The sequence below is a fragment of the Kribbella steppae genome (genome assembly GCF_004342025.1).
Lineage (GTDB): Bacteria > Actinomycetota > Actinomycetes > Propionibacteriales > Kribbellaceae > Kribbella > Kribbella steppae.
Genome location: NZ_SLWN01000001.1, coordinates 617,547 through 634,507 on the forward strand (window position 1 = coordinate 617,547; position 16,961 = coordinate 634,507).

The 16,961-nt window shown below is 68.4% G+C and carries 17 protein-coding genes; 11 read left to right on the forward strand and 6 right to left on the reverse strand.

What is annotated here, in order from left to right; genetic code table 11:
- Positions 1–231 precede the first annotated feature (231 nt).
- Genes EV652_RS02805 through EV652_RS02820 form a run of 4 tightly spaced genes read left to right on the forward strand, consistent with a single transcriptional unit; the run spans position 232 to position 3,804 of the window.
- A complete protein-coding gene (locus tag EV652_RS02805) occupies positions 232–1,110 on the forward strand; it encodes an ABC transporter ATP-binding protein (RefSeq protein ID WP_132207334.1) in 879 nt (292 codons plus the stop codon).
- Complete coding sequence (locus EV652_RS02810; RefSeq protein ID WP_132207335.1) at positions 1,107–1,916, forward strand: ABC transporter permease; 810 nt, start codon at positions 1,107–1,109, stop codon at positions 1,914–1,916. Before EV652_RS02805 ends, EV652_RS02810 begins: the two co-directional genes overlap by 4 nt.
- A gap of 26 nt (positions 1,917–1,942) precedes the next feature.
- Positions 1,943–3,163, forward strand: coding sequence for a sensor histidine kinase (locus EV652_RS02815; protein ID WP_132207336.1), 1,221 nt, complete (start codon positions 1,943–1,945; stop codon positions 3,161–3,163).
- Positions 3,160–3,804, forward strand: coding sequence for a response regulator (locus EV652_RS02820; protein ID WP_132207337.1), 645 nt, complete (start codon positions 3,160–3,162; stop codon positions 3,802–3,804). Before EV652_RS02815 ends, EV652_RS02820 begins: the two co-directional genes overlap by 4 nt.
- A gap of 51 nt (positions 3,805–3,855) precedes the next feature.
- On the opposite strand, the gene EV652_RS02825 is transcribed toward EV652_RS02820, so the two are convergent.
- A complete protein-coding gene (locus EV652_RS02825; protein WP_199237967.1) occupies positions 3,856–4,692 on the reverse strand; it encodes an isoprenyl transferase in 837 nt (278 codons plus the stop codon).
- Between the two features lie 102 nt (positions 4,693–4,794).
- Between EV652_RS02825 and EV652_RS43910 the strand changes: the two genes are divergently transcribed.
- From EV652_RS43910 to EV652_RS02850, 4 genes are all read left to right on the forward strand, one after another.
- Complete coding sequence (locus tag EV652_RS43910) at positions 4,795–5,409, forward strand: hypothetical protein (RefSeq protein ID WP_158441080.1); 615 nt, start codon at positions 4,795–4,797, stop codon at positions 5,407–5,409.
- Positions 5,403–6,401, forward strand: a complete 999-nt coding sequence (locus EV652_RS02840; RefSeq protein ID WP_132207339.1) for a hypothetical protein — start codon at positions 5,403–5,405, stop codon at positions 6,399–6,401. The genes EV652_RS43910 and EV652_RS02840 overlap by 7 nt, the downstream gene beginning before the upstream one ends.
- A 63-nt stretch (positions 6,402–6,464) precedes the next feature.
- Positions 6,465–6,893, forward strand: coding sequence for a hypothetical protein (locus EV652_RS02845; protein WP_132207340.1), 429 nt, complete (start codon positions 6,465–6,467; stop codon positions 6,891–6,893).
- On the forward strand, positions 6,890–7,651 hold the full coding sequence (locus EV652_RS02850; RefSeq protein WP_132207341.1) for a PIN domain-containing protein: 762 nt from the start codon (positions 6,890–6,892) through the stop codon (positions 7,649–7,651). Before EV652_RS02845 ends, EV652_RS02850 begins: the two co-directional genes overlap by 4 nt.
- A 13-nt stretch (positions 7,652–7,664) precedes the next feature.
- Here the strand turns inward: EV652_RS02850 and recO are convergent, their stop codons facing one another.
- The 3 genes from recO to EV652_RS02865 are packed head-to-tail and all read right to left on the reverse strand — an operon-like array spanning position 7,665 to position 10,249.
- Positions 7,665–8,429 carry a DNA repair protein RecO gene (gene recO / locus EV652_RS02855; RefSeq protein WP_132207342.1) on the reverse strand — a complete coding sequence of 255 codons (765 nt, stop codon included), beginning with the start codon at positions 8,427–8,429 and terminating at the stop codon, positions 7,665–7,667.
- 12 nt (positions 8,430–8,441) lie between these two features.
- A complete protein-coding gene (locus EV652_RS02860; protein WP_132207343.1) occupies positions 8,442–9,266 on the reverse strand; it encodes an NmrA family NAD(P)-binding protein in 825 nt (274 codons plus the stop codon).
- Positions 9,263–10,249, reverse strand: coding sequence for an aldo/keto reductase (locus EV652_RS02865; protein WP_132207344.1), 987 nt, complete (start codon positions 10,247–10,249; stop codon positions 9,263–9,265). The genes EV652_RS02860 and EV652_RS02865 overlap by 4 nt, the downstream gene beginning before the upstream one ends.
- Positions 10,250–10,416: 167 nt before the next feature.
- On the opposite strand from EV652_RS02865, the gene EV652_RS02870 reads away from it, so the two are divergent.
- From EV652_RS02870 to EV652_RS02880, 3 genes are read left to right on the forward strand one after another with little or no spacing between them, the layout of a single operon-like run.
- A complete protein-coding gene (locus EV652_RS02870; protein ID WP_132207345.1) occupies positions 10,417–13,524 on the forward strand; it encodes an FtsX-like permease family protein in 3,108 nt (1,035 codons plus the stop codon).
- The gene (locus EV652_RS02875) at positions 13,521–14,357 is read left to right on the forward strand and encodes an ABC transporter ATP-binding protein (RefSeq protein WP_132207346.1); all 837 of its coding nucleotides are present in this window, start codon (positions 13,521–13,523) and stop codon (positions 14,355–14,357) included. The genes EV652_RS02870 and EV652_RS02875 overlap by 4 nt, the downstream gene beginning before the upstream one ends.
- A complete protein-coding gene (locus EV652_RS02880) occupies positions 14,354–15,001 on the forward strand; it encodes an ABC transporter ATP-binding protein (RefSeq protein WP_132207347.1) in 648 nt (215 codons plus the stop codon). Before EV652_RS02875 ends, EV652_RS02880 begins: the two co-directional genes overlap by 4 nt.
- Before the next feature lie 24 nt (positions 15,002–15,025).
- On the opposite strand, the gene EV652_RS02885 is transcribed toward EV652_RS02880, so the two are convergent.
- Together EV652_RS02885 and EV652_RS02890 are read right to left on the reverse strand one after the other, a co-directional pair.
- A complete protein-coding gene (locus tag EV652_RS02885; RefSeq protein ID WP_132207348.1) occupies positions 15,026–15,484 on the reverse strand; it encodes an NUDIX hydrolase in 459 nt (152 codons plus the stop codon).
- Positions 15,481–16,938 carry a GNAT family N-acetyltransferase gene (locus tag EV652_RS02890; protein ID WP_132207349.1) on the reverse strand — a complete coding sequence of 486 codons (1,458 nt, stop codon included), beginning with the start codon at positions 16,936–16,938 and terminating at the stop codon, positions 15,481–15,483. The genes EV652_RS02885 and EV652_RS02890 overlap by 4 nt, the downstream gene beginning before the upstream one ends.
- Positions 16,939–16,961: the final 23 nt, after the last annotated feature.

The window sequence follows — 16,961 nt, forward strand, 5'->3', positions numbered from 1 at the left end:
ACGCTAGCCGCATCCGCCGCCCCCCGTCAGCCCCTCCGGGCGTGGCGCCGGGACCGAAGGACAGGAGGTATCGGGCCTGACCGGCTATCGCAGGCGAGCGCCCCGCCTGCCGACGCGGGCCGAGTGGCACTACCTCCTGTCCTTCGGTCCCCCGTGTCCACCGGTTGGGGGACAGGGGGTCCGCCGAGCGGTGCTCCCGGGGAGCGGTGGGTGCGCGCGAGAGTTGAGGGCATGGAGACAGATGAGGCTGTGAGGGTGCGGGGGCTGGTGAAGCGGTACCCGGACAAGGTGGCGGTGGACGGGGTCGACCTGGACATCCACCGGGGTGAGGTGTTCGCGCTGCTCGGGCCGAACGGAGCCGGCAAGACGACGATCGTGGAGATTCTGGAGGGGTATCGCCGCGCCGACGAGGGTGAGGTCAGTGTGCTCGGCGTCGAGCCGGCACGCGGCGACCGGAACTGGCGGGCGCGACTGGGGATCGTCGCCCAGTCGTCCCGCGACGAGGCCGAGCTCTCCGTCGCCGAGATCGTGCACCACTTCGCCGGCTACTACCCGAATTCGCGCGACCCCGACGAGGTGATCGCCTCCGTCGGCCTGACCGAGAAGCGGAAGGCGCGGACCCGGAAGCTGTCCGGCGGCCAGCGTCGCCGCCTCGATGTCGCCCTCGGCGTGGTCGGCAATCCGGAACTGCTGTTCCTGGACGAGCCGACCACCGGTTTCGACCCCGAGGCGCGCCGGCAGTTCTGGACCCTGATCGAGGACCTGCGGACCGCCGGCACCACGATCCTGCTCACCACCCACTACCTGGACGAGGCCGAGCACCTGGCCGACCGGGTGGGCGTGATCGCCGACGGCCGCATGGTCGAGATCGCGACCCCCGAGACGCTCGGCGGGCGTGGCGCCCGGACCGCGCGAGTCTCCTGGCTGTCCGACGACGGGATGCGCGAGATCCGCACCGACGAGCCGACCGCGGAGGTCGCCCGGCTGATGGCGCAGTACGGCGGTGAGGTCCCGGAGCTGGAGGTACGGCGGCCGAGCCTGGAAGACATCTACCTGGAACTGATCGGATCGGTCGCGGCCGCTCCGGCACTGGAAGGAGCTGTGCAGTGAGCGTCGTACTCCCGTCGCCGGTGAAGGTCGGACTGTCGCGGACCGGGCTGGAAGTGAAGCAGTTCTTCCGGGAACGCGACCAGCTGATCTTCACCTTCTTCTTCCCGATCATCTTCCTGGCCATCTTCTCCGCCGTGTTCAGCGGGACCGACTTCTCCGACGGGGTCGACGCCGCCACCTACTTCACCCCTGGAATGATTGCCTCCGGCATCTTCCTGACCAGCTTCCAGTCGCTGTCCGTCACGATCGCGATGGAACGGGACGAGGACCTGCTGAAGCGGTTGCGCGGTACGCCGATGTCGCCGCACTCGTACTTCATCGGCAAGATCGGGCTGGTCCTGGTCACCTCGGTCCTGCAGTTCGGGCTGCTGCTCGCGATCGCCGGTCTGTTGCTGGGTGTGGACATTCCTACCGAGCCGACGAAGTGGCTGAACTTCCTCTGGATCTTCGTGCTGGGTACGGCGTCCGGGTCGGTGCTCGGGATCGCGTTCTCCGTCGTACCGAGGTCGGGTAAGGCCGCTTCCGCAGTGGTGACTCCGGTCGTCCTGCTGCTGCAGTTCATCTCCGGGGTGTACTTCGTCTACAGCAGCCTTCCGGCCTGGATGCAGACGCTCGCGGAGTTCTTCCCACTGAAGTGGCTCGCGCAGGGCATGCGGTCGGTGTTCCTGCCGGACGGGTTCGAGGTGAACGAGCCGGGTGGGTCGTGGCAGCTCGGCCTCGGCGCCTTGGTCCTGTCGGCGTGGCTGGTGGTCGGGCTGCTCGTCGCGCAGCGCGTCTTCCGGTGGACCCGCCGCGACGCCGGTTGATTGTCGACAATCTGCTGTAGAGGAAGATGGTGGCCGTGGAACAGACCCGGGTGGACGAGCCGATCTGGATGCGAACGCTGATCGGGTGGCACGTCGTGTTCTGGGTATTGCTCGCGATGACGCTGGTCGTCTCGTTCTCGGCCGACCTCAGCACAGGTCGCCGGATTGTCTACACGAGTGCGATCGTGCTGCTCGGGGCGGCGTACCAGTTCGTCGGGTTGCCCGCGATCACCTCGCGCCGGTCGCTTCCGTCGTACGCCTATCGGATCGTCATGATCGGGTGCCTGATGGTGCTGGTCGCGCTGTATCCGCCGGCGGTGTTCGTGATGTTCATCGCGTCGGCGCAGATGTGGCTGCTGTGCGAGCGGATCCGCGAGGGCGCCGCGTTCGCCGTACTGCTGGTGGTCGGCGTCGGCTCCGCGCAACTGTGGAGCGCCGGATGGGGCTGGAACGAGTTCTGGGAGATCCTGCCGTGGATGGCGGTCAGCCTGGTCGTGAGCCTGCTGTTCGGGATCTGGATCGCGCGCATCATCACGCAGAGCGAGCAGCGGGCCGAACTGATCTCGCAGCTGGAGTCGGCCCGGGACGAGCTCGCCGAGGCGCACCACAGCGCAGGCGTGATGGCCGAGCGCGAGCGGATGGCGCGGGAGATCCACGACACGCTCGCGCAAGGTATGACCAGCATCGTCATGCTCGCGCAGGCGGCCGCGGTCGAGCTGCAGCGCGGCGGTACCGATGGAGCGGCGGCACGATTGGCGGCGATCGAGGATACGGCGCGGGAGAACCTGGCCGAAGCGCGGGCGTTGGTTGCCGCGTTCACCCCAGTTGCGTTGTCCGAGGCAACGTTGGCCGAGGTGTTGCGCCGACAGGGCGAACGTTTCGCGGCGGAGACAGGGATCGACGTACAGGTGTCGCTCGACCTGCCGGACGAGGAGGTCGCCGCGCTGCCGCAGGGTCAGCAGGTGGTGCTGTTGCGGTCCGCCCAGGAGGCGTTGGCGAACGTTCGGAAGCACGCTGGGGCGACGCAGGTCCAGATCACGTTGGGGATCTCGGACGGCGGGGTGTGGATCGAGATCCGGGACGACGGTTCCGGGTTCACGCCTGGTGCATCGGAGGCCGGCTTCGGGCTGGCGGCGATGCGGGGGCGGGTCGAGGAATCGGGTGGTTCGGTGCAGGTGGAGAGCTCGCCGGGTCGGGGTACCCGGGTGCAGGTGCTCGTCCCTGCTGTCGCTGAGGAGGATGTGTGATTCGGGTTCTGGTGGTCGACGACCATCCCGTGGTGCGGTCGGGTCTGATCGGGATGCTCGCGGTGACCGAGGACATCTCGGTCGTCGGTGAAGCGGGCGACGGCGCGGAGGCCCTCGCGCTGGTGGAGTCGACCAAGCCGGACGTCGTACTGATGGATCTGCGGATGCCGCGCATGGACGGGGTGTCGGCGACGGGTGCGATCGTGTCCGGGTACCCGTCGACGCGGGTGCTGGTGCTGACGACGTACGACACGGATACCGACATCCTGCACGCGGTCGAGGCCGGTGCCGCCGGCTACCTGTTGAAGGACACGCCACATGCCGAGCTGCTGGATGGGATCCGCTCTGCGGCTCGGGGTGAGACCGTCCTCGCGCCGCCGGTCGCTGCCCGGCTGATGTCTCGCTTGCGTACGCCGTCCGCGCCGCCGGCCGCTCAGCCGTCGCCTCGCGAACTGGAGGTGCTGGCCGCGGTCGCTCGCGGCCTGAGCAATGCGGAGATCGGCCGGGAACTCTTCATCGGCGAGGCGACCGTGAAGACGCACCTACAGCGCCTGTTCACCAAGCTGGACGTCGACGACCGTACTCGCGCAGTGACGGTCGCCATGGAACGCGGGCTACTCCCCACCCCTCGCACCCGCTGACCGGCTGCCGGGCGACTACTGCGCCGACTACTTGGCCGACTGCTTGGCCGATTACTTGGCGACCTCGTTGGGGATCGCGCCGCCGTACCGCCGGTCGCGCTGGGCGTAGATCTCGATCGCGCGCCACAGGTCGCGGCGGTCGAAGTCGGGCCAGAGGGTGTCGAGGAAGACCATCTCGGCGTACGCGAGCTGCCAGACCAGGAAGTTCGACGTCCGCTGCTCACCCGATGAGCGGACGAACAGGTCCACCTCGGGGATGTCCGGCGCGTACAGGTGCCGGGCGATCGTCTGCTCGGTGATCCGGTCCGGCTTGAGCTTGCCGGCGGCAACATCGCGCGCGATCGACCGCATCGCGTCCGCGATCTCCGCGCGACCGCCGTAGTTCACACAGAACTGCAGCGTGATCGTGTCGTTGTGCTTGGTCCGCTCCTGCGCGTACTCCAGCTCGTCGATCACGCTCTTCCACAACCGCGGCCGGCGCCCGGACCACACCACCCGCACCCCCATCGCGTCCAGCTCGTCGCGGCGCCGGTGGATCACCTCCCGGTTGAACCCCATCAGAAACCGCACCTCGTCAGGCGACCGGGCCCAGTTCTCGGTCGAGAACGCGTACGCCGAGATGTACTTCACCCCGATCTCGATGCCGCCCTTGATCACATCCAGCAGCGACGCCTCGCCCGCCTTGTGTCCCTCGGTCCGCGGCAGCCCGCGCTGCTTCGCCCACCGCCCGTTCCCGTCCATCACGATCGCCACATGCCGAGGCACCAACTCCCCCGGAATCACCGGCGGCCGAGCGCCCGACGGATGCGCATCCGGCGGCACGACCACCTTCTCCCCACCCCGCGGCCCCTCAACCAATCCCCGACGACGACGACCAATAGGCGACATACCGAGCAGTCTCCCGCACCCCCAAAACCTGTGGATAACCCACCCCGCCGAACACCCTCCGTATGACACCCTTACACCAACCGCACTCAGATCGGAGCCTGAATGACCCGCCGCCCGGCCCTCGGACTCGCCACCGCAGCCCTCTGCGCCCTCCTAGCGCTAACCGCCTGCCAAGGCTCCCCAGAAGCCGGCCGCCCCAACACCACCCCCACCTCCCCCACCACAACCCCCACACCAACACCCACCGCCCCCTCCACCCCCACCTGGACCCCAGAACAAGAAGCGGCCATCACCGCCGCCAAAGCCCGCTACACCGCGGCCCGCGCGGCGACTGATGCGGCGCTGCACAGTCCGTCGACCGCTACCCGCGCCAAGCTCGAGCAGGCCGGGAACGGCGGCGAATGGATCATCCAGGTTCTGGGCGATGTGAAGTTCAACCAGGATCACGGTTGGTACCAGGAGGGCAAGGTCGTCATCGAGTCGATGTCCGCAGCATCGGTCACCATGAACGGGCCGCAACCCGAGGTTCGTCTCACCGTCTGCCTCGACACTTCCAAGACCTCCATCCGATACCAGGAGACTCGCAAGCCCGTGCCTGTCGGCCCGGGCAACGGGGACCGGCACAAGGCCCAGGCCGTGCTGGTTTACGCGGCGCCGGTCGGCCAGACCAAAAAGATGTGGTTCTTCACCCAGGAGAAAGAAGCAGGGGCATGCTGACGGCTACCCTCCGTCCGCTTGCAATCGCTCTTGCCCTGCTGGCCTCTACGTTGGTACAGGGCGGCTCGGCGACAGCCAACAACACCCTGCCACCGAAGCCCGCGGGCGACTACGTGCCCGTGTGCTACTCCAACCACAAGTGCTATTGGATTCTCCGCTCCGTCGCCGAGAGTGGCCCTCCGACCAAGACGACCCCCGGGAAGAAGCCAGCCAAGACGGTAAAGCCGGTATGCCATTACGGCGGCGCTCTGCAGGCCTGCACTTCCGCACTCGGCAACTGGTCGAACAGCCACCAGTGCTATCTGCAGCGCCTCAGCCCTCAACCTCCATACAGCGATCCGAGGTGGCAGGGGCACACCGACGGCAGCATTTGGGCCTGTGTGCGGGAATTGGGTTACGACGAGGGTGAACACCTGACGACGCGGTGGGTTTGGTTGCCTGGGGAGCCTGACACTGTGGTGATCGATCCGGTGACGTTGGCTTATCGGGCGGTGGCGATGATGGAGTTGGCGCCGCCGCTTGTCAAGACTGCGCCTGGGGTGGGGCAGGTTGGGTTGGTGAATATGCCGGTGTGGTTGTGGGTGGAGAAGACTGAGAACACTTGGGGGCCGATCACCAGAAGTGCGAGCGTGCCGGGGTTGTCGGTGACGGCTACTGCGCGGGTGACGGCAGTCAATTGGGCTATGGGTGATGGGAGCACCGTTCGGTGTGAGGGGGGTGGGACGGAGTACGACAAGTCCATGGGGATCAAGGACTCGCCGGATTGTGGGCATCGGTATAAGAAGACCTCTCGGGAGTTGCCGAAGTGCAACTACCCCGTGGCGGCGACGGCTCAGTGGGACATCACCTGGCAGAGCACGCTGGGTGATACCGGGCAGATCTCGATGACGCAGGAGGCTGGGACCCAGCTTCGTATTGGGGAGGCGGTTCCGGTGCTGGTTGATCCCAACGACGACTCTCAACCCGCTGCCCCGGCAAAATCCACCTGCTGAGCGGTCGGCTGGGCGGCGCACCGGTTGGGCGGGGGTGACCGGAGGGTTGATTAGACTCGGGGCATGCCAGGGCCTAGTACTGACTCGCGGATCTATCTGCTGGATGCGGATGAGCGTCAGGTCGTGCCGGGTGGTCCGGCTGTGATTGGGTCGGACGCGGTGCGCGAGGAGCTTCCGCCGCAGGTGTTCCGGGCGGTTCAGCATGTGATCGAGGCGATGCGGGCGGGGCAGGCGGTGAAGATCACGCCGTTGCGGCCCGAGCTGCCGATCGACGAGGCCGCCGACGCGATCGGGATCGGCCGGGACGATCTTCGCGGGTACGTTGCCGAGGGCGCCATTCCCTTCCGGTCGTCGGAGTACGTCGACTGGGTGCGGCTGGCCGACGTGATTGCGTGGGACAACAAGCGTCGGCAGGAGCGGAGCGCGGCGCTCCAGGAGTTGCTGGACGAGGAGCCGTGGGACGAGGGCGACGATGAGGGGCGCCAGTCGTGACTGAGTCGGCCCCGACCGCCTCGTCGCGACCGGAGCGAGCGTTCCTCGACGCGAACGTGATTCGCGGTCAACTGACCAACGACATCCTGATGTCGATGGCGCACCGGGACGTCTTCGAGCCGCGCTGGTCGCAGCACGTCATCGACGAGATGCGCCGCAACCGGCCCGAAGGGGTCTCCGAGGAGAAGGTCGACAAGCGCATCGGCGCGATGAACAAGGTCTTTCCCCGGGCGATGACCAGCGGCCATGAAGGCCTGGAACCACAGATGCAGGCCGACCCGAAGGACAAGCACGTGCTCGCGGCCGCCGTGCACAGCGAATCGGCCGTCCTGGTCACCGACAACGTCAAGGACTTCAACCCGCCGTCCTCCGGCCCGAACGCGATGCGCGTCGAGAAGCTGTCCCAGTTCCTCAACCGCAAGCTCGAGGAGGACCCGGAACGCGTCCAGTCGGCCCTGCAGGACATGGTCAACCGCAACAAGCGCGACCCACGAACCATGTCCCAGCTCATCGACAAGATGGCCACCCAGCCGGAGCTCCGCTCCTTCGCCCAGAACCTGAACACCGTCGTCCCGCCCGACCAGCGGGGCACTGCCGAGGTCCTCACCGCCAACCAACGAGGCTCCGCCAGATCAAGCGCCCTCGACGGTATGGCGCCGCCAACCGGCGCGGCACGCGTCCCGGCCACTACCCCCCAAGCCCGCAAGGGCACTCAGCAATCCCAGGACCGGTCGAAGAACCACGAACAGGATGTCTGAAACCACTCCGCGTTCAGCGTCCGCCTGCTCCTAAGGCCCCACTGTCCGAGCTCAGGTCCAGGTGGGGCAGGGAGCGGAGTTGGTGGTCTTGGTGGTAGGTGAAGAACGCGGCGATCAGGCCGGTGGCTTCGCGGCGGGTTCGGGGGTCGGCTTGGAGAGCGGTGGCCCAGTCGCCGGTGAGGAGGGCGGCCAGGTGGGTGACGGTCGCTGGGGCGGGCATAGCTGAGGCTGGCGGGCGGCAGGAGGAGCAGACCATGCCGCCGCCGGCGGGATTGAAGGCTCGGTGGGGGCCGGGTTCGCCGCAGCGGGCGCAGTCGCCGAAGGAGGGCGCGTAGCCGGAGATGGCGAGCGAGCGGAGCAGGAAGGAGTCGAGGACGAGGGCGGGTTCGCGTTCGCCGGTGGACAGGACGCGGAGGGCGCCGGCCAGCAGGAGGTGCTGCTGGGTGGCGGGCTCCTTCTCCTCGACGACGAGGCGGTCGGCGGTCTCGAGCAGGACGGTGCCGGTGGTGTACCGGGCGTAGTCGCCGACGATTCCCTCGCCGTACGCCGCGATCGAGACGGCCTGGGTGACGACGTCGAGGGTGCGGCCGGTGGCGAGTTGCAGGTCGACGTGGCTGAACGGCTCCAGCCGCGCGCCGAAGCGGGACGACGTACGGCGGACGCCCTTCGCGACGGCGCGGATCTTGCCGCGGCCGCGGGTCAGCAGCGTGGCGATCCGGTCCGCTTCACCCAGTTTCTGGGTGCGCAGCACGATCGCCTCATCCCGGTAGAGCGGCACCCCATCAGTCTCTCACCCGCGGGCGACATACTCCTCGAGGCTGGTCGGCGGGCGGCCGGTGATGTCCTCGACGGCTGAGGAGAGCGCACTCAGCTCACCACTGGCGATCGCCGCGTACGACGTGACCCATCCGGCGACCTCCCAGGCGGGAGCGCCGTACACCTCGCGGGACCGGTAGGCCTCGTCCAGCGTCTCCGCCTCGTACCGCACCCGACGGTCCCAGGCGGAGGACAGTACGGCGGCCGCCTCGGCCAATGTGAAGGCGGCAGGCCCGGTCAGGTCGTAGGAAGCGCCGGAGTGGCCCGGGTCCACCAGGACCCGGGCCGCTACCGCCGCCACGTCGTCGCGGGCGACCGCAGCCACCCGCCCGTCACCGGCCGGTCCGCGGATCACGCCGTCCTGGCCGACGTACCCGGTCACGAAGTCGAGGTACAGGTTGTCTCGCAGGAAGGTGAAGTCGACGCCGACAGACCGGATGTGTTCCTCGGTGTGCCAGTGGTCGCGTGCGAAGGTGAACGTCGCTCCCGGCGACGCGCCGATGAACGACGTGTAGACGATCCGCTGCACACCAGCCGCCACCGCGGCATCGACCGTCGCCTTGTGCAAGGCGATGCGATCGGCCGACTCCGTTGCACTGAGCAACATCAGGGTCTCGACCCCGTCCAGCGCGTCGACGAAAGCCTGCTCGCCGTACCCGGCCTGCACGACCTCCGCGGCCGGCAGGTCCAACGCCCGCGCGGGATCACGGACGATCAGCCGCTGCGGTACGCCGGCATCCACCAGCAGACGCGCGATCCGGGAACCGAGCTGACCGGTGGAGCCGGTGACACCGATCACTTGCCCACCAGGTCCATCCCACCCTGGGTGTACCGCTGTCCGGACACCGCCTCCGGCGGGAACGCCTCGTCCAGCGCGGCCAGTTCCTCCGCGGTCAGCTCGACGTCCACCGCACCGAGGTTCTCGGCCAGGTACTTCCGCCGCTTCGTCCCCGGGATCGGTGCCACGTCGTTGCCCTGAGCAAGCAGCCAGGCGAGCGCCAGCTGACCGGCCGTGACACCCTTCGACGCGGCCAGCTCCCGCACCTTCTCGACCAGGTCGAGATTGCGCTGGAAGTTCTCCCCGCTGAACCGCGGCAGCCCGCGCCGCATGTCGTCCGGCTCGAAGTCGTCCGGCGATTTGAGCTGCCCGGTCAGGAAGCCGCGACCGAGCGGGCTGAACGGGACGAACCCGACCCCGAGCTCACGCAGCGCCGGCAGTACGACGGTCTCCGGGTCACGCGTCCACAGCGACCACTCGCTCTGGACGGCGCTGATCGGGTGTACGGCGTGCGCGGCCCGAACCGTGTCGCCGTTCACCTCCGACAGGCCGAGGTACCGCACCTTGCCGGCGGCGACGAGTTCGCCCATCGCGCCGACGGTCTCCTCGATCGGAACCTGCGGGTCGCGCCGGTGCAGGTACCACAGGTCGACGTGGTCGACGCCGAGCCGCCGCAGCGAGGCGTCGAGCGCCTGCCGCGCGTACTCCGGGCTGCCGTCGACCACGTTCGGCAGGGCGTTACCGACCGGCTTCTTGAAGCCGAACTTGGTCGCCAGGACCACCTGGTCGCGGCGGCCGGCCAGCGCGCGGCCGACCAGTTCTTCGTTGGCGCCGTCGCCGTAGACGTCGGCGGTGTCGATGAAGGTGCAGCCGGCGTCGATGGCGGCGTGCAGGGTGGCGATGGACTCGGCCTCGTCCGTCGTCACACCGTAGGACTGGGACATCCCCATGCAACCGAGGCCGAGGCAGGAGACGTGCAGGTCACCGAGCTTCGATTCACGCATACCCCGAACCTACCGTCGTCACCCGTTGCTGTGAGCAAGACCCCCTCCTGCGATCACGGTCAGTGACCTCGATCGCTGATCAGACAACAAGTCCGCATCGAGTCATCGGTGCAGACCACAATGGCCCGTCCGGTTCCGTATGTTCGAGCGGGCGAAAAGGGGGATCGATGTTCTTACGACGGGCGCTGCGGTACCGGTGGTCCCAGTCGCTGGTGCTGGCCGGGGTCAGCCTGCTGATCGGGACCTGCGCGGTGTTCGCGCCGTGGTTCGCCCGCGCCGTCGAGCAGACCGTGATGACCGAGGCGCTGTCCGGCCAGAAGCTGACGGCCGCCTGGCAACTCGAGTCCCGCGCCCCGGTCCGGAGCCGCGGCCCCGGTCGGGCCGAGACCCCGGAGGCGCTCGACCAACTCGTACCGGCCGGCCTCAAGCCGTTGTTCACCCCACCGGTGCACGGTATCTACTCGACCGTCGGCTGGCGCCTGCCGAGCAACATCGACGACCCCGCACCGAGCGGCCGACTGACCTGGCGGGACGGCTACTGCGCTCAACTCGTCCTGGTCGAGGGCCGCTGCCCGCAGCGCCCGAACGAGGTGGCCGCGTCGGCAGCGGACGTCGGCACCTGGCAGTTCAAGCTCGGCACCACCTTGACGGCACTGCCGTCGGACAATCTCGCCGACGGCGGCGGCAAACTCACCGTGGTCGGCTTGTACCGGCCGAAGGAGGCCCGCGCGGACTACTGGTTCGGCCAGTACCCGACCGGCCACTCGCGCATCCCGGGCGACAAGGACCCAGGCTCGTCGGACTATCTCTTCACCGAACGTACGACGTTCGCCCAGACCGACTGGGCTCCGCGGATGACCTCCGACACCCGGCCGATTCCCGGTGTGGCACGGATCAACGACCTGGAACGCCTGCAGGAGGAGTCGACCAGGGTCAACGGCAATGCCGTGGAGCTCGGACTGTTCGCCGAGAACACTTCCGGCCTGGCCTCGATGATCGACCGCATCCAGCGTGAGCGCGAGCAAGCGACCACGATCATCCCGCTGGTGATGGTGCAGGTCGCCCTGTTCGGTGTGGTCGTCCTGGCGCTGGCACTGGCGGCTGTGGTCGACCAGAGGCGGCCGGAGATCGCTCTCGCCCGGCTGCGTGGCTCAAGTGCACGTCGTACCGCGAGATCGTTGTCGCTCGAGCTGGGCCTACCTGTGCTGATCGGCACGCTCGCAGGGGCTCTCGCCGGCTTTGGACTGCTGATGATCGTCCGAGCGACCTGGCTCCGCAACGGCTCGCCGATCGAACTACCGTGGACAGTTCCGGCCGCACTGGTCGTCGCAGTGACGCTTGCGCTGATCGTCGTACGCCTGCAGATCCGCGGCGTCGTACGACAGCCGATCGCCAGTCTGCTGCGTCGGGTCGTACCGCGACGGCGCCGGGCTCTCGGCGTGGTGGACCTGTGCATCATCGTGTTGGCAGTGGCCGGGCTCATCGCTGGGCTGACGGGCGACGGCCGTGGTCCCCTGCCAGTCCTCACACCCGCTCTGCTGGCCCTGGCAGTCGGACTGGCCTTTGCACATCTGCTGCTGCCAACAGCAGGCGCGATCAGCCGGCAGGCTGCCCGACGCGGACAGCTCGGCCTCGCACTCGGGGCACTGCAGATCTCGCGCCGGCCGGCTGTGACTCGCATCGTCGCGGCAGTTGCAGTAGCAGCCGCGCTGGTGATGTTCGCGGGGCAGGCGTCCTCGGTGGGCGAGCACAACCGGGAAACCCGGGCCGGCTACGAGACGGGCGCCGAGGCCGTGCTGCGGATGAACGCCTTGTACCTCAGCGAGTTCACCCAGGCGGTCGACCAGATCGACCCCGACCGGCGCTGGCTAACCCCGGTGGTGATCGCGAGCCCGCCGTCGCCGGACGCGCTGAGGTCGATGATGATCGAGCCGGACAGCTTCCGCCGGATCGCGTACCGCGGCGACCTGCTGACCAACACCGACGGCTGGCAGACGCTGAAGGCACCGGCCGGCCCGCAGCCGATCGAGTTCCGCAGTTCGCAGCTCACCGTGACGGCCTCGACCGGCCCGATGAAGCAGGTGTCCGCGGAGACCACCAACGGTGAGCAGCCGGCGGCAGCGCCACCGAAGTCGGTCATCCTGCGGGCGAGTGTCGTCAGCCTGCGCAACGGCAGCCGGTACCTGGTCAGCTTCCCGCCGATGCCGCTCTCCCCCGGCAAGCCGTTCGAGCTGACGGCCGCGGTGGACTGCCTCGGCGGCTGCCAGTTGCTACAGCTCGGCATCGGCCGCGAGACGCTCGATCAGGCGGGCGTCGAAGGCGACGTGGTGATCAGCAAACTCTCCAGTGCGGACCGGCCGTCCATCCCGCTCGGATCGCCGACCGACTGGAGTCCGGTCCGGCAGGCCGGCTCTGACCAAGGCTCGATCACGGCCAAGGCGGGCGGAGCGCTGACCGTCGCGGTGAGGAGCCTCGGCAACGACCAGATCCTGCAGTACGCGACCGTGCCCACGGTCGTTCCGGCCCTGGTCACTCCGGAGTACCCGTACGACGACGGCGCGACGACCAGCCCCGCGATCGACGGCTCACCGATGACGCTGACCAAGCTCAACCAGCTGCTCGGCCCGGTGAACCGCTACCCGGACCGCACTGCCGTGGTCGATCTCGAGACGGTACGACGCTTGGCCGGCAGCGTGGACGAGTCAGCGACGGACTACGAGGTATGGCTGAACGCGGACGGTCTGGCGAATGTCGACACGATCATGGCCCAGCTGAACAAGGCCGGGTTCGCGGCAGAGCTCGTCGACCGCAGGGACGACCGCATCGCGTCGTACGGGCGGTCCGCTAGCGCACTGGCGTTGCAGCTGACGCCGGTCGTCGGTATCGCGGGCTGGGCGCTGGCAATCGTCGTACTCCTGCTCACTGTGGTGACGTCGTGGCGGTCGCGGGCGCAGGACTACGCGAGTCTGCGGATCACCGGCGTACCTGCGAACACCACTGGTCGTGCTGCGCGGTGGGAGCAGACCGGTCCGGTGGCACTGGCCGTGCTGCTCGGGACTGTGTGTGGAGTGGTCGGCGCGCAGGTGGCGTTGCCGTTGATCCCACTGTTTGCCGACCCGGGTGGGCCGATCCCGTTGGAGCTGGACACCAACTGGACGGTCGTACTGATGCTCTGGCTGGTTGGAACGGCTGTGCTCGCCGCTGCGACGTTGCTACTCGGCACTGGGGTCAACAGACGCGCTGGCTACAACCGCATCCGGGAGGAGCTGACGTGACGGGATTGGCGATCAGTACGACGGGACTGGTGCACATCTACCGTGCACACGGGCATGACGTCGCCGCACTGTCTGGCATCGGCATCACTGTGCGACCAGGCGAGCTGGTCGGACTGCTAGGCCCGTCCGGTGCTGGCAAGTCGACACTGCTGCAGCTGTGTGGCGGACTGCTGACGCCAAGCGCCGGCCGACTGCAGATCGGTGAGCACAACATCGCGACGATGACCGAGGCCGAACTGGACCGGATGCGCTCGGGCGACGTGGGCATCGTGCTGCAGGGCGCTGGGCGGAACCTCATCCCCTACCTGACGCCGGTGGACAACATCCGGTACGCACAAGGCGCTGCAAGCCGCGACCGCGAGCTGCCGAGTCCTGACGACGTACTCGAGCTGGTTGGACTCCAAGAGCACCGCACTACGCCATTGACGTCGCTGACACCAGGGCAGATCCAGCTGTGTGCCGTAGCGGTGGGGATCGCCACGTATCCGGGGCTGCTGCTGGCGGATGAGCCGACCAGTCAGCTGGACCATCAGGCGCGGGACGAGGTACTCGCAGCGATCCGGACGATCAACGCGGAGACCGGGATGACCGTGCTGCTGATCACCCACGACCCGGAGGTCGCGGCGACACTCCCCCGGACCATCACGATCCGGGACGGGCGGATCGCGTCGGAGGGACGGTCCGGTGAGGAGTACGCCGTGGTGGCGACCGACGGATCGTTGCCGTTGCCACCGCACGTGGCCGAACTCCTGCCGGCCGGAACGCTGGTCCAGGTGACGACGGAGGACGGCGAGATCCGCCTGACGCCGGTGGAACAGGAGGGCACGCGGTGATCAGCGTCAGCGAGGTGACAGTCGCGTACGGCGACCTGGTCGCGGTGGCGGACGTGTCGTTCGAGGTGCCGCCCGGCTTCGTGCTCGCGGTCAGCGGACCGTCCGGCGCCGGGAAGAGCTCGTTGCTGTGGGCAATCGCCGGCGCGGTGCCGGTGAAGTCGGGGCAGGTCGAGGTGGACGGTCGGGTGATCACGGACCGCCCGCGTGCGGCGGCGCACGGCGTCGTACTGATCCCACAGGGGAACGGGCTGGCGCGGGTGCTGACCGCGCGGGAGAACCTGTCGATGCCGTTGCTGGCGGATCGCAAGCCCACCGAGGAGGTCGACCGGGTGATCGAGGAGGCGCTGACCTCGGTCGGCCTCCTGGACAGCGGCGACCATCTCGTCGAGGAGCTGTCCGGAGGTGAACAGCAGCGAGTCGCGGTCGCCCGCGGGATCGCCCAGCAGGGCCGGGTGATCTTGGCCGACGAGTCGACCAGCGAGCTCGACAGCAGCAATCGCGAGCGGGTGCTCGATCTCCTGCGGACACAGGCCGATCGCGGTGCCGCTGTCGTCATCGCCACCCACGACCCGACCGTCGCCGAGGCCGCCGACGGCCACGCGCTGATGGACGAAGGCCGGCTGACGTGGGTACGGCGTCTGTGACCGGACAGACATCGAACGCGTTTCTCACACGCCCATCAGGAGCGGCCGCGCGGGCACACCTTCGGTCAGCAACGCGTGAACCAAGCTGGGCAACGCACGAGGTGAGAACTCGGCCTCAGCCGCCAGCAACTCGTCGACGGTCCACCAACGGCAGTCGCTGACGCCCTCCAGTTCCCAGTCAGACGTGGGCTCAGGCGTGAAGTGCGCGGTGCGGACGACGTAGTAGTCATTGCGCACGCCGTCGTGGCCGGCGGCGTACGGTCCGACTGCCTCCTGGCGCCAGACGTGCTGCTGGATGTCGGCGGACAGCAGACCGACCTCCTCCCGCAGCTCGCGCGTGAGAGCTTCGTGAGCAGATTCGCCCGGCTCAAGGCCTCCTCCGGGGGCAACCCAGAAGGAGAGGTTCGGGAGCTCGCAGCGCAGGAGGAGGAGTCTGTCTGAAGGGTCCAGGATGAGGCCTCGGGTGGAGTGACGGAGGTTCACAGGCTCACCTGGGTCGGAGTGGTGGGTGGGCCGCTCTCGAGGAGATCCTGCACCAACTGGGGAAGGGCTCGGGGCGCGAAGCGGGCCTCGGAGGTGAGGAGTTCCTCCAGGGTCCACCAGCGGTGGCCGTGGACGTTCTCGGCCTGGAGCTCGGTCTCGGTGAGGGTGCCGCCGACGGTGAAGGGCTCGGTGCGGACGAGGAAGTAGTCGTTGATGACGCCGTCGTACCCGGTGGCGTGGCCCTCGGCAACTACTTCCTGGTGCCAGAGGTGCTGCAGTTCGTCAGGAGCGTCGAGGCCGATCTCCTCCTGCAGCTCACGATGCAGGCCGTCCCGCAACGACTCGTCTGCCTCGAGCCCTCCGCCCGGCGTCGCCCAGAGCGGACCGCTGGGGAACTCGAAGCGGACCAGCAGGATCCGGTCGGCAGGGTCCAGTACGACGGCGCGAGCGGCGGGACGCAGCCGGGGGTAGGTCAGCTCGAGCTCGCGATGCTCCTCGATCGAGCGGAAACCGAAGCGGGCGTTGACCTTCTGCATCGGACCGTTCGACAGCGCCGTCCAGGTGTGCAGGTAGCGCTGGGTCTTCCGGTGCTTCGCCAGCTGATCGAGATTGGCCAGCTTCAGGTGAGTGCCCAGGTTGTGCCCGCGGTGCTCCCGCAGTACCAAGGTGTCGTCCTGCTGGGCGTGCGAGTCGTCACCCCGTGGCAGGTACATCAACGTGTACCCGGCCGGCTCCCCCGACAGCGTGTGCGCCATCGTGACGAGCGCGAGGTAGCTCCGGTCGATCCGCTGCTCACTCGCCTGCAGCTTCTCCACCGTCCACGGCACCACTTCGCGCGTCATCCCGCCCGTCGGTACGTCGTGATCCATCGCGGTGTGCAGATCGGCGTACGCCTGCTGGTGTTCCGGCGGGCACACACCCGCCCACGACGTCAGCCGATACCCGTCCAGCACTCCGGCGGTACGACGCAAGTCGTCCAGCAGCACCTCGTCGTACGGCAGTGGTACGACGAGGTGGTCCTCGACATGCTCGACGGAGAAACCAAGGTGGCCGGCGAACTCAGCGCCGGGCCACGGCTCGGATGGCACTCCGACCTCGGTCTGGAAAATGGTCCGCCCGAGCTGCGCCGCCCGCCTCACGGCCCACTGCCACAGCGCCGTACCGATACCACGCCGCCGATGCTGCGGCGGTACGTCGATCTCGACCTCGACCGTGTCGAGATTGTCGGTCAGCCGGTACTCGAACAGCATCGCACCGAGCACCCGGTCGTCCTCGAACGCGCCGACCGCGAGCCGCCGCTTGAGCGGGCCGGGGTTGCGCAGCGAGAAGCCGAGCGCCTCCCGCCCGACCACGAGCGCGGCCTCGCGCCCCGCGACCACACCGGCCCGCAGGGCGTCGTACCACTCGTCGAAGAGGGCCAGGTCGGCCGGGTCGATCTCGCGAACGCTGATCACCCGGCCGACCCAACCAAACGAAC

Excerpts from the sequence above, each read along its gene's own strand:
- EV652_RS02805 (WP_132207334.1), top strand. The coding sequence starts at position 232 with ATGGAGACAGATGAGGCTGTGAGGGTGCGGGGGCTGGTGAAGCGGTAC.
- EV652_RS02815 (WP_132207336.1), top strand. The coding sequence starts at position 1,943 with ATGGTGGCCGTGGAACAGACCCGGGTGGACGAGCCGATCTGGATGCGA.
- EV652_RS02870 (WP_132207345.1), top strand. The coding sequence starts at position 10,417 with ATGTTCTTACGACGGGCGCTGCGGTACCGGTGGTCCCAGTCGCTGGTG.
- EV652_RS02845 (WP_132207340.1), top strand. The coding sequence starts at position 6,465 with ATGCCAGGGCCTAGTACTGACTCGCGGATCTATCTGCTGGATGCGGAT.
- EV652_RS02865 (WP_132207344.1), bottom strand. The coding sequence starts at position 10,249 with ATGCGTGAATCGAAGCTCGGTGACCTGCACGTCTCCTGCCTCGGCCTC.
- EV652_RS02825 (WP_199237967.1), bottom strand. The coding sequence starts at position 4,692 with ATGTCGCCTATTGGTCGTCGTCGTCGGGGATTGGTTGAGGGGCCGCGG.
- EV652_RS43910 (WP_158441080.1), top strand. The coding sequence starts at position 4,795 with ATGACCCGCCGCCCGGCCCTCGGACTCGCCACCGCAGCCCTCTGCGCC.
- EV652_RS02840 (WP_132207339.1), top strand. The coding sequence starts at position 5,403 with ATGCTGACGGCTACCCTCCGTCCGCTTGCAATCGCTCTTGCCCTGCTG.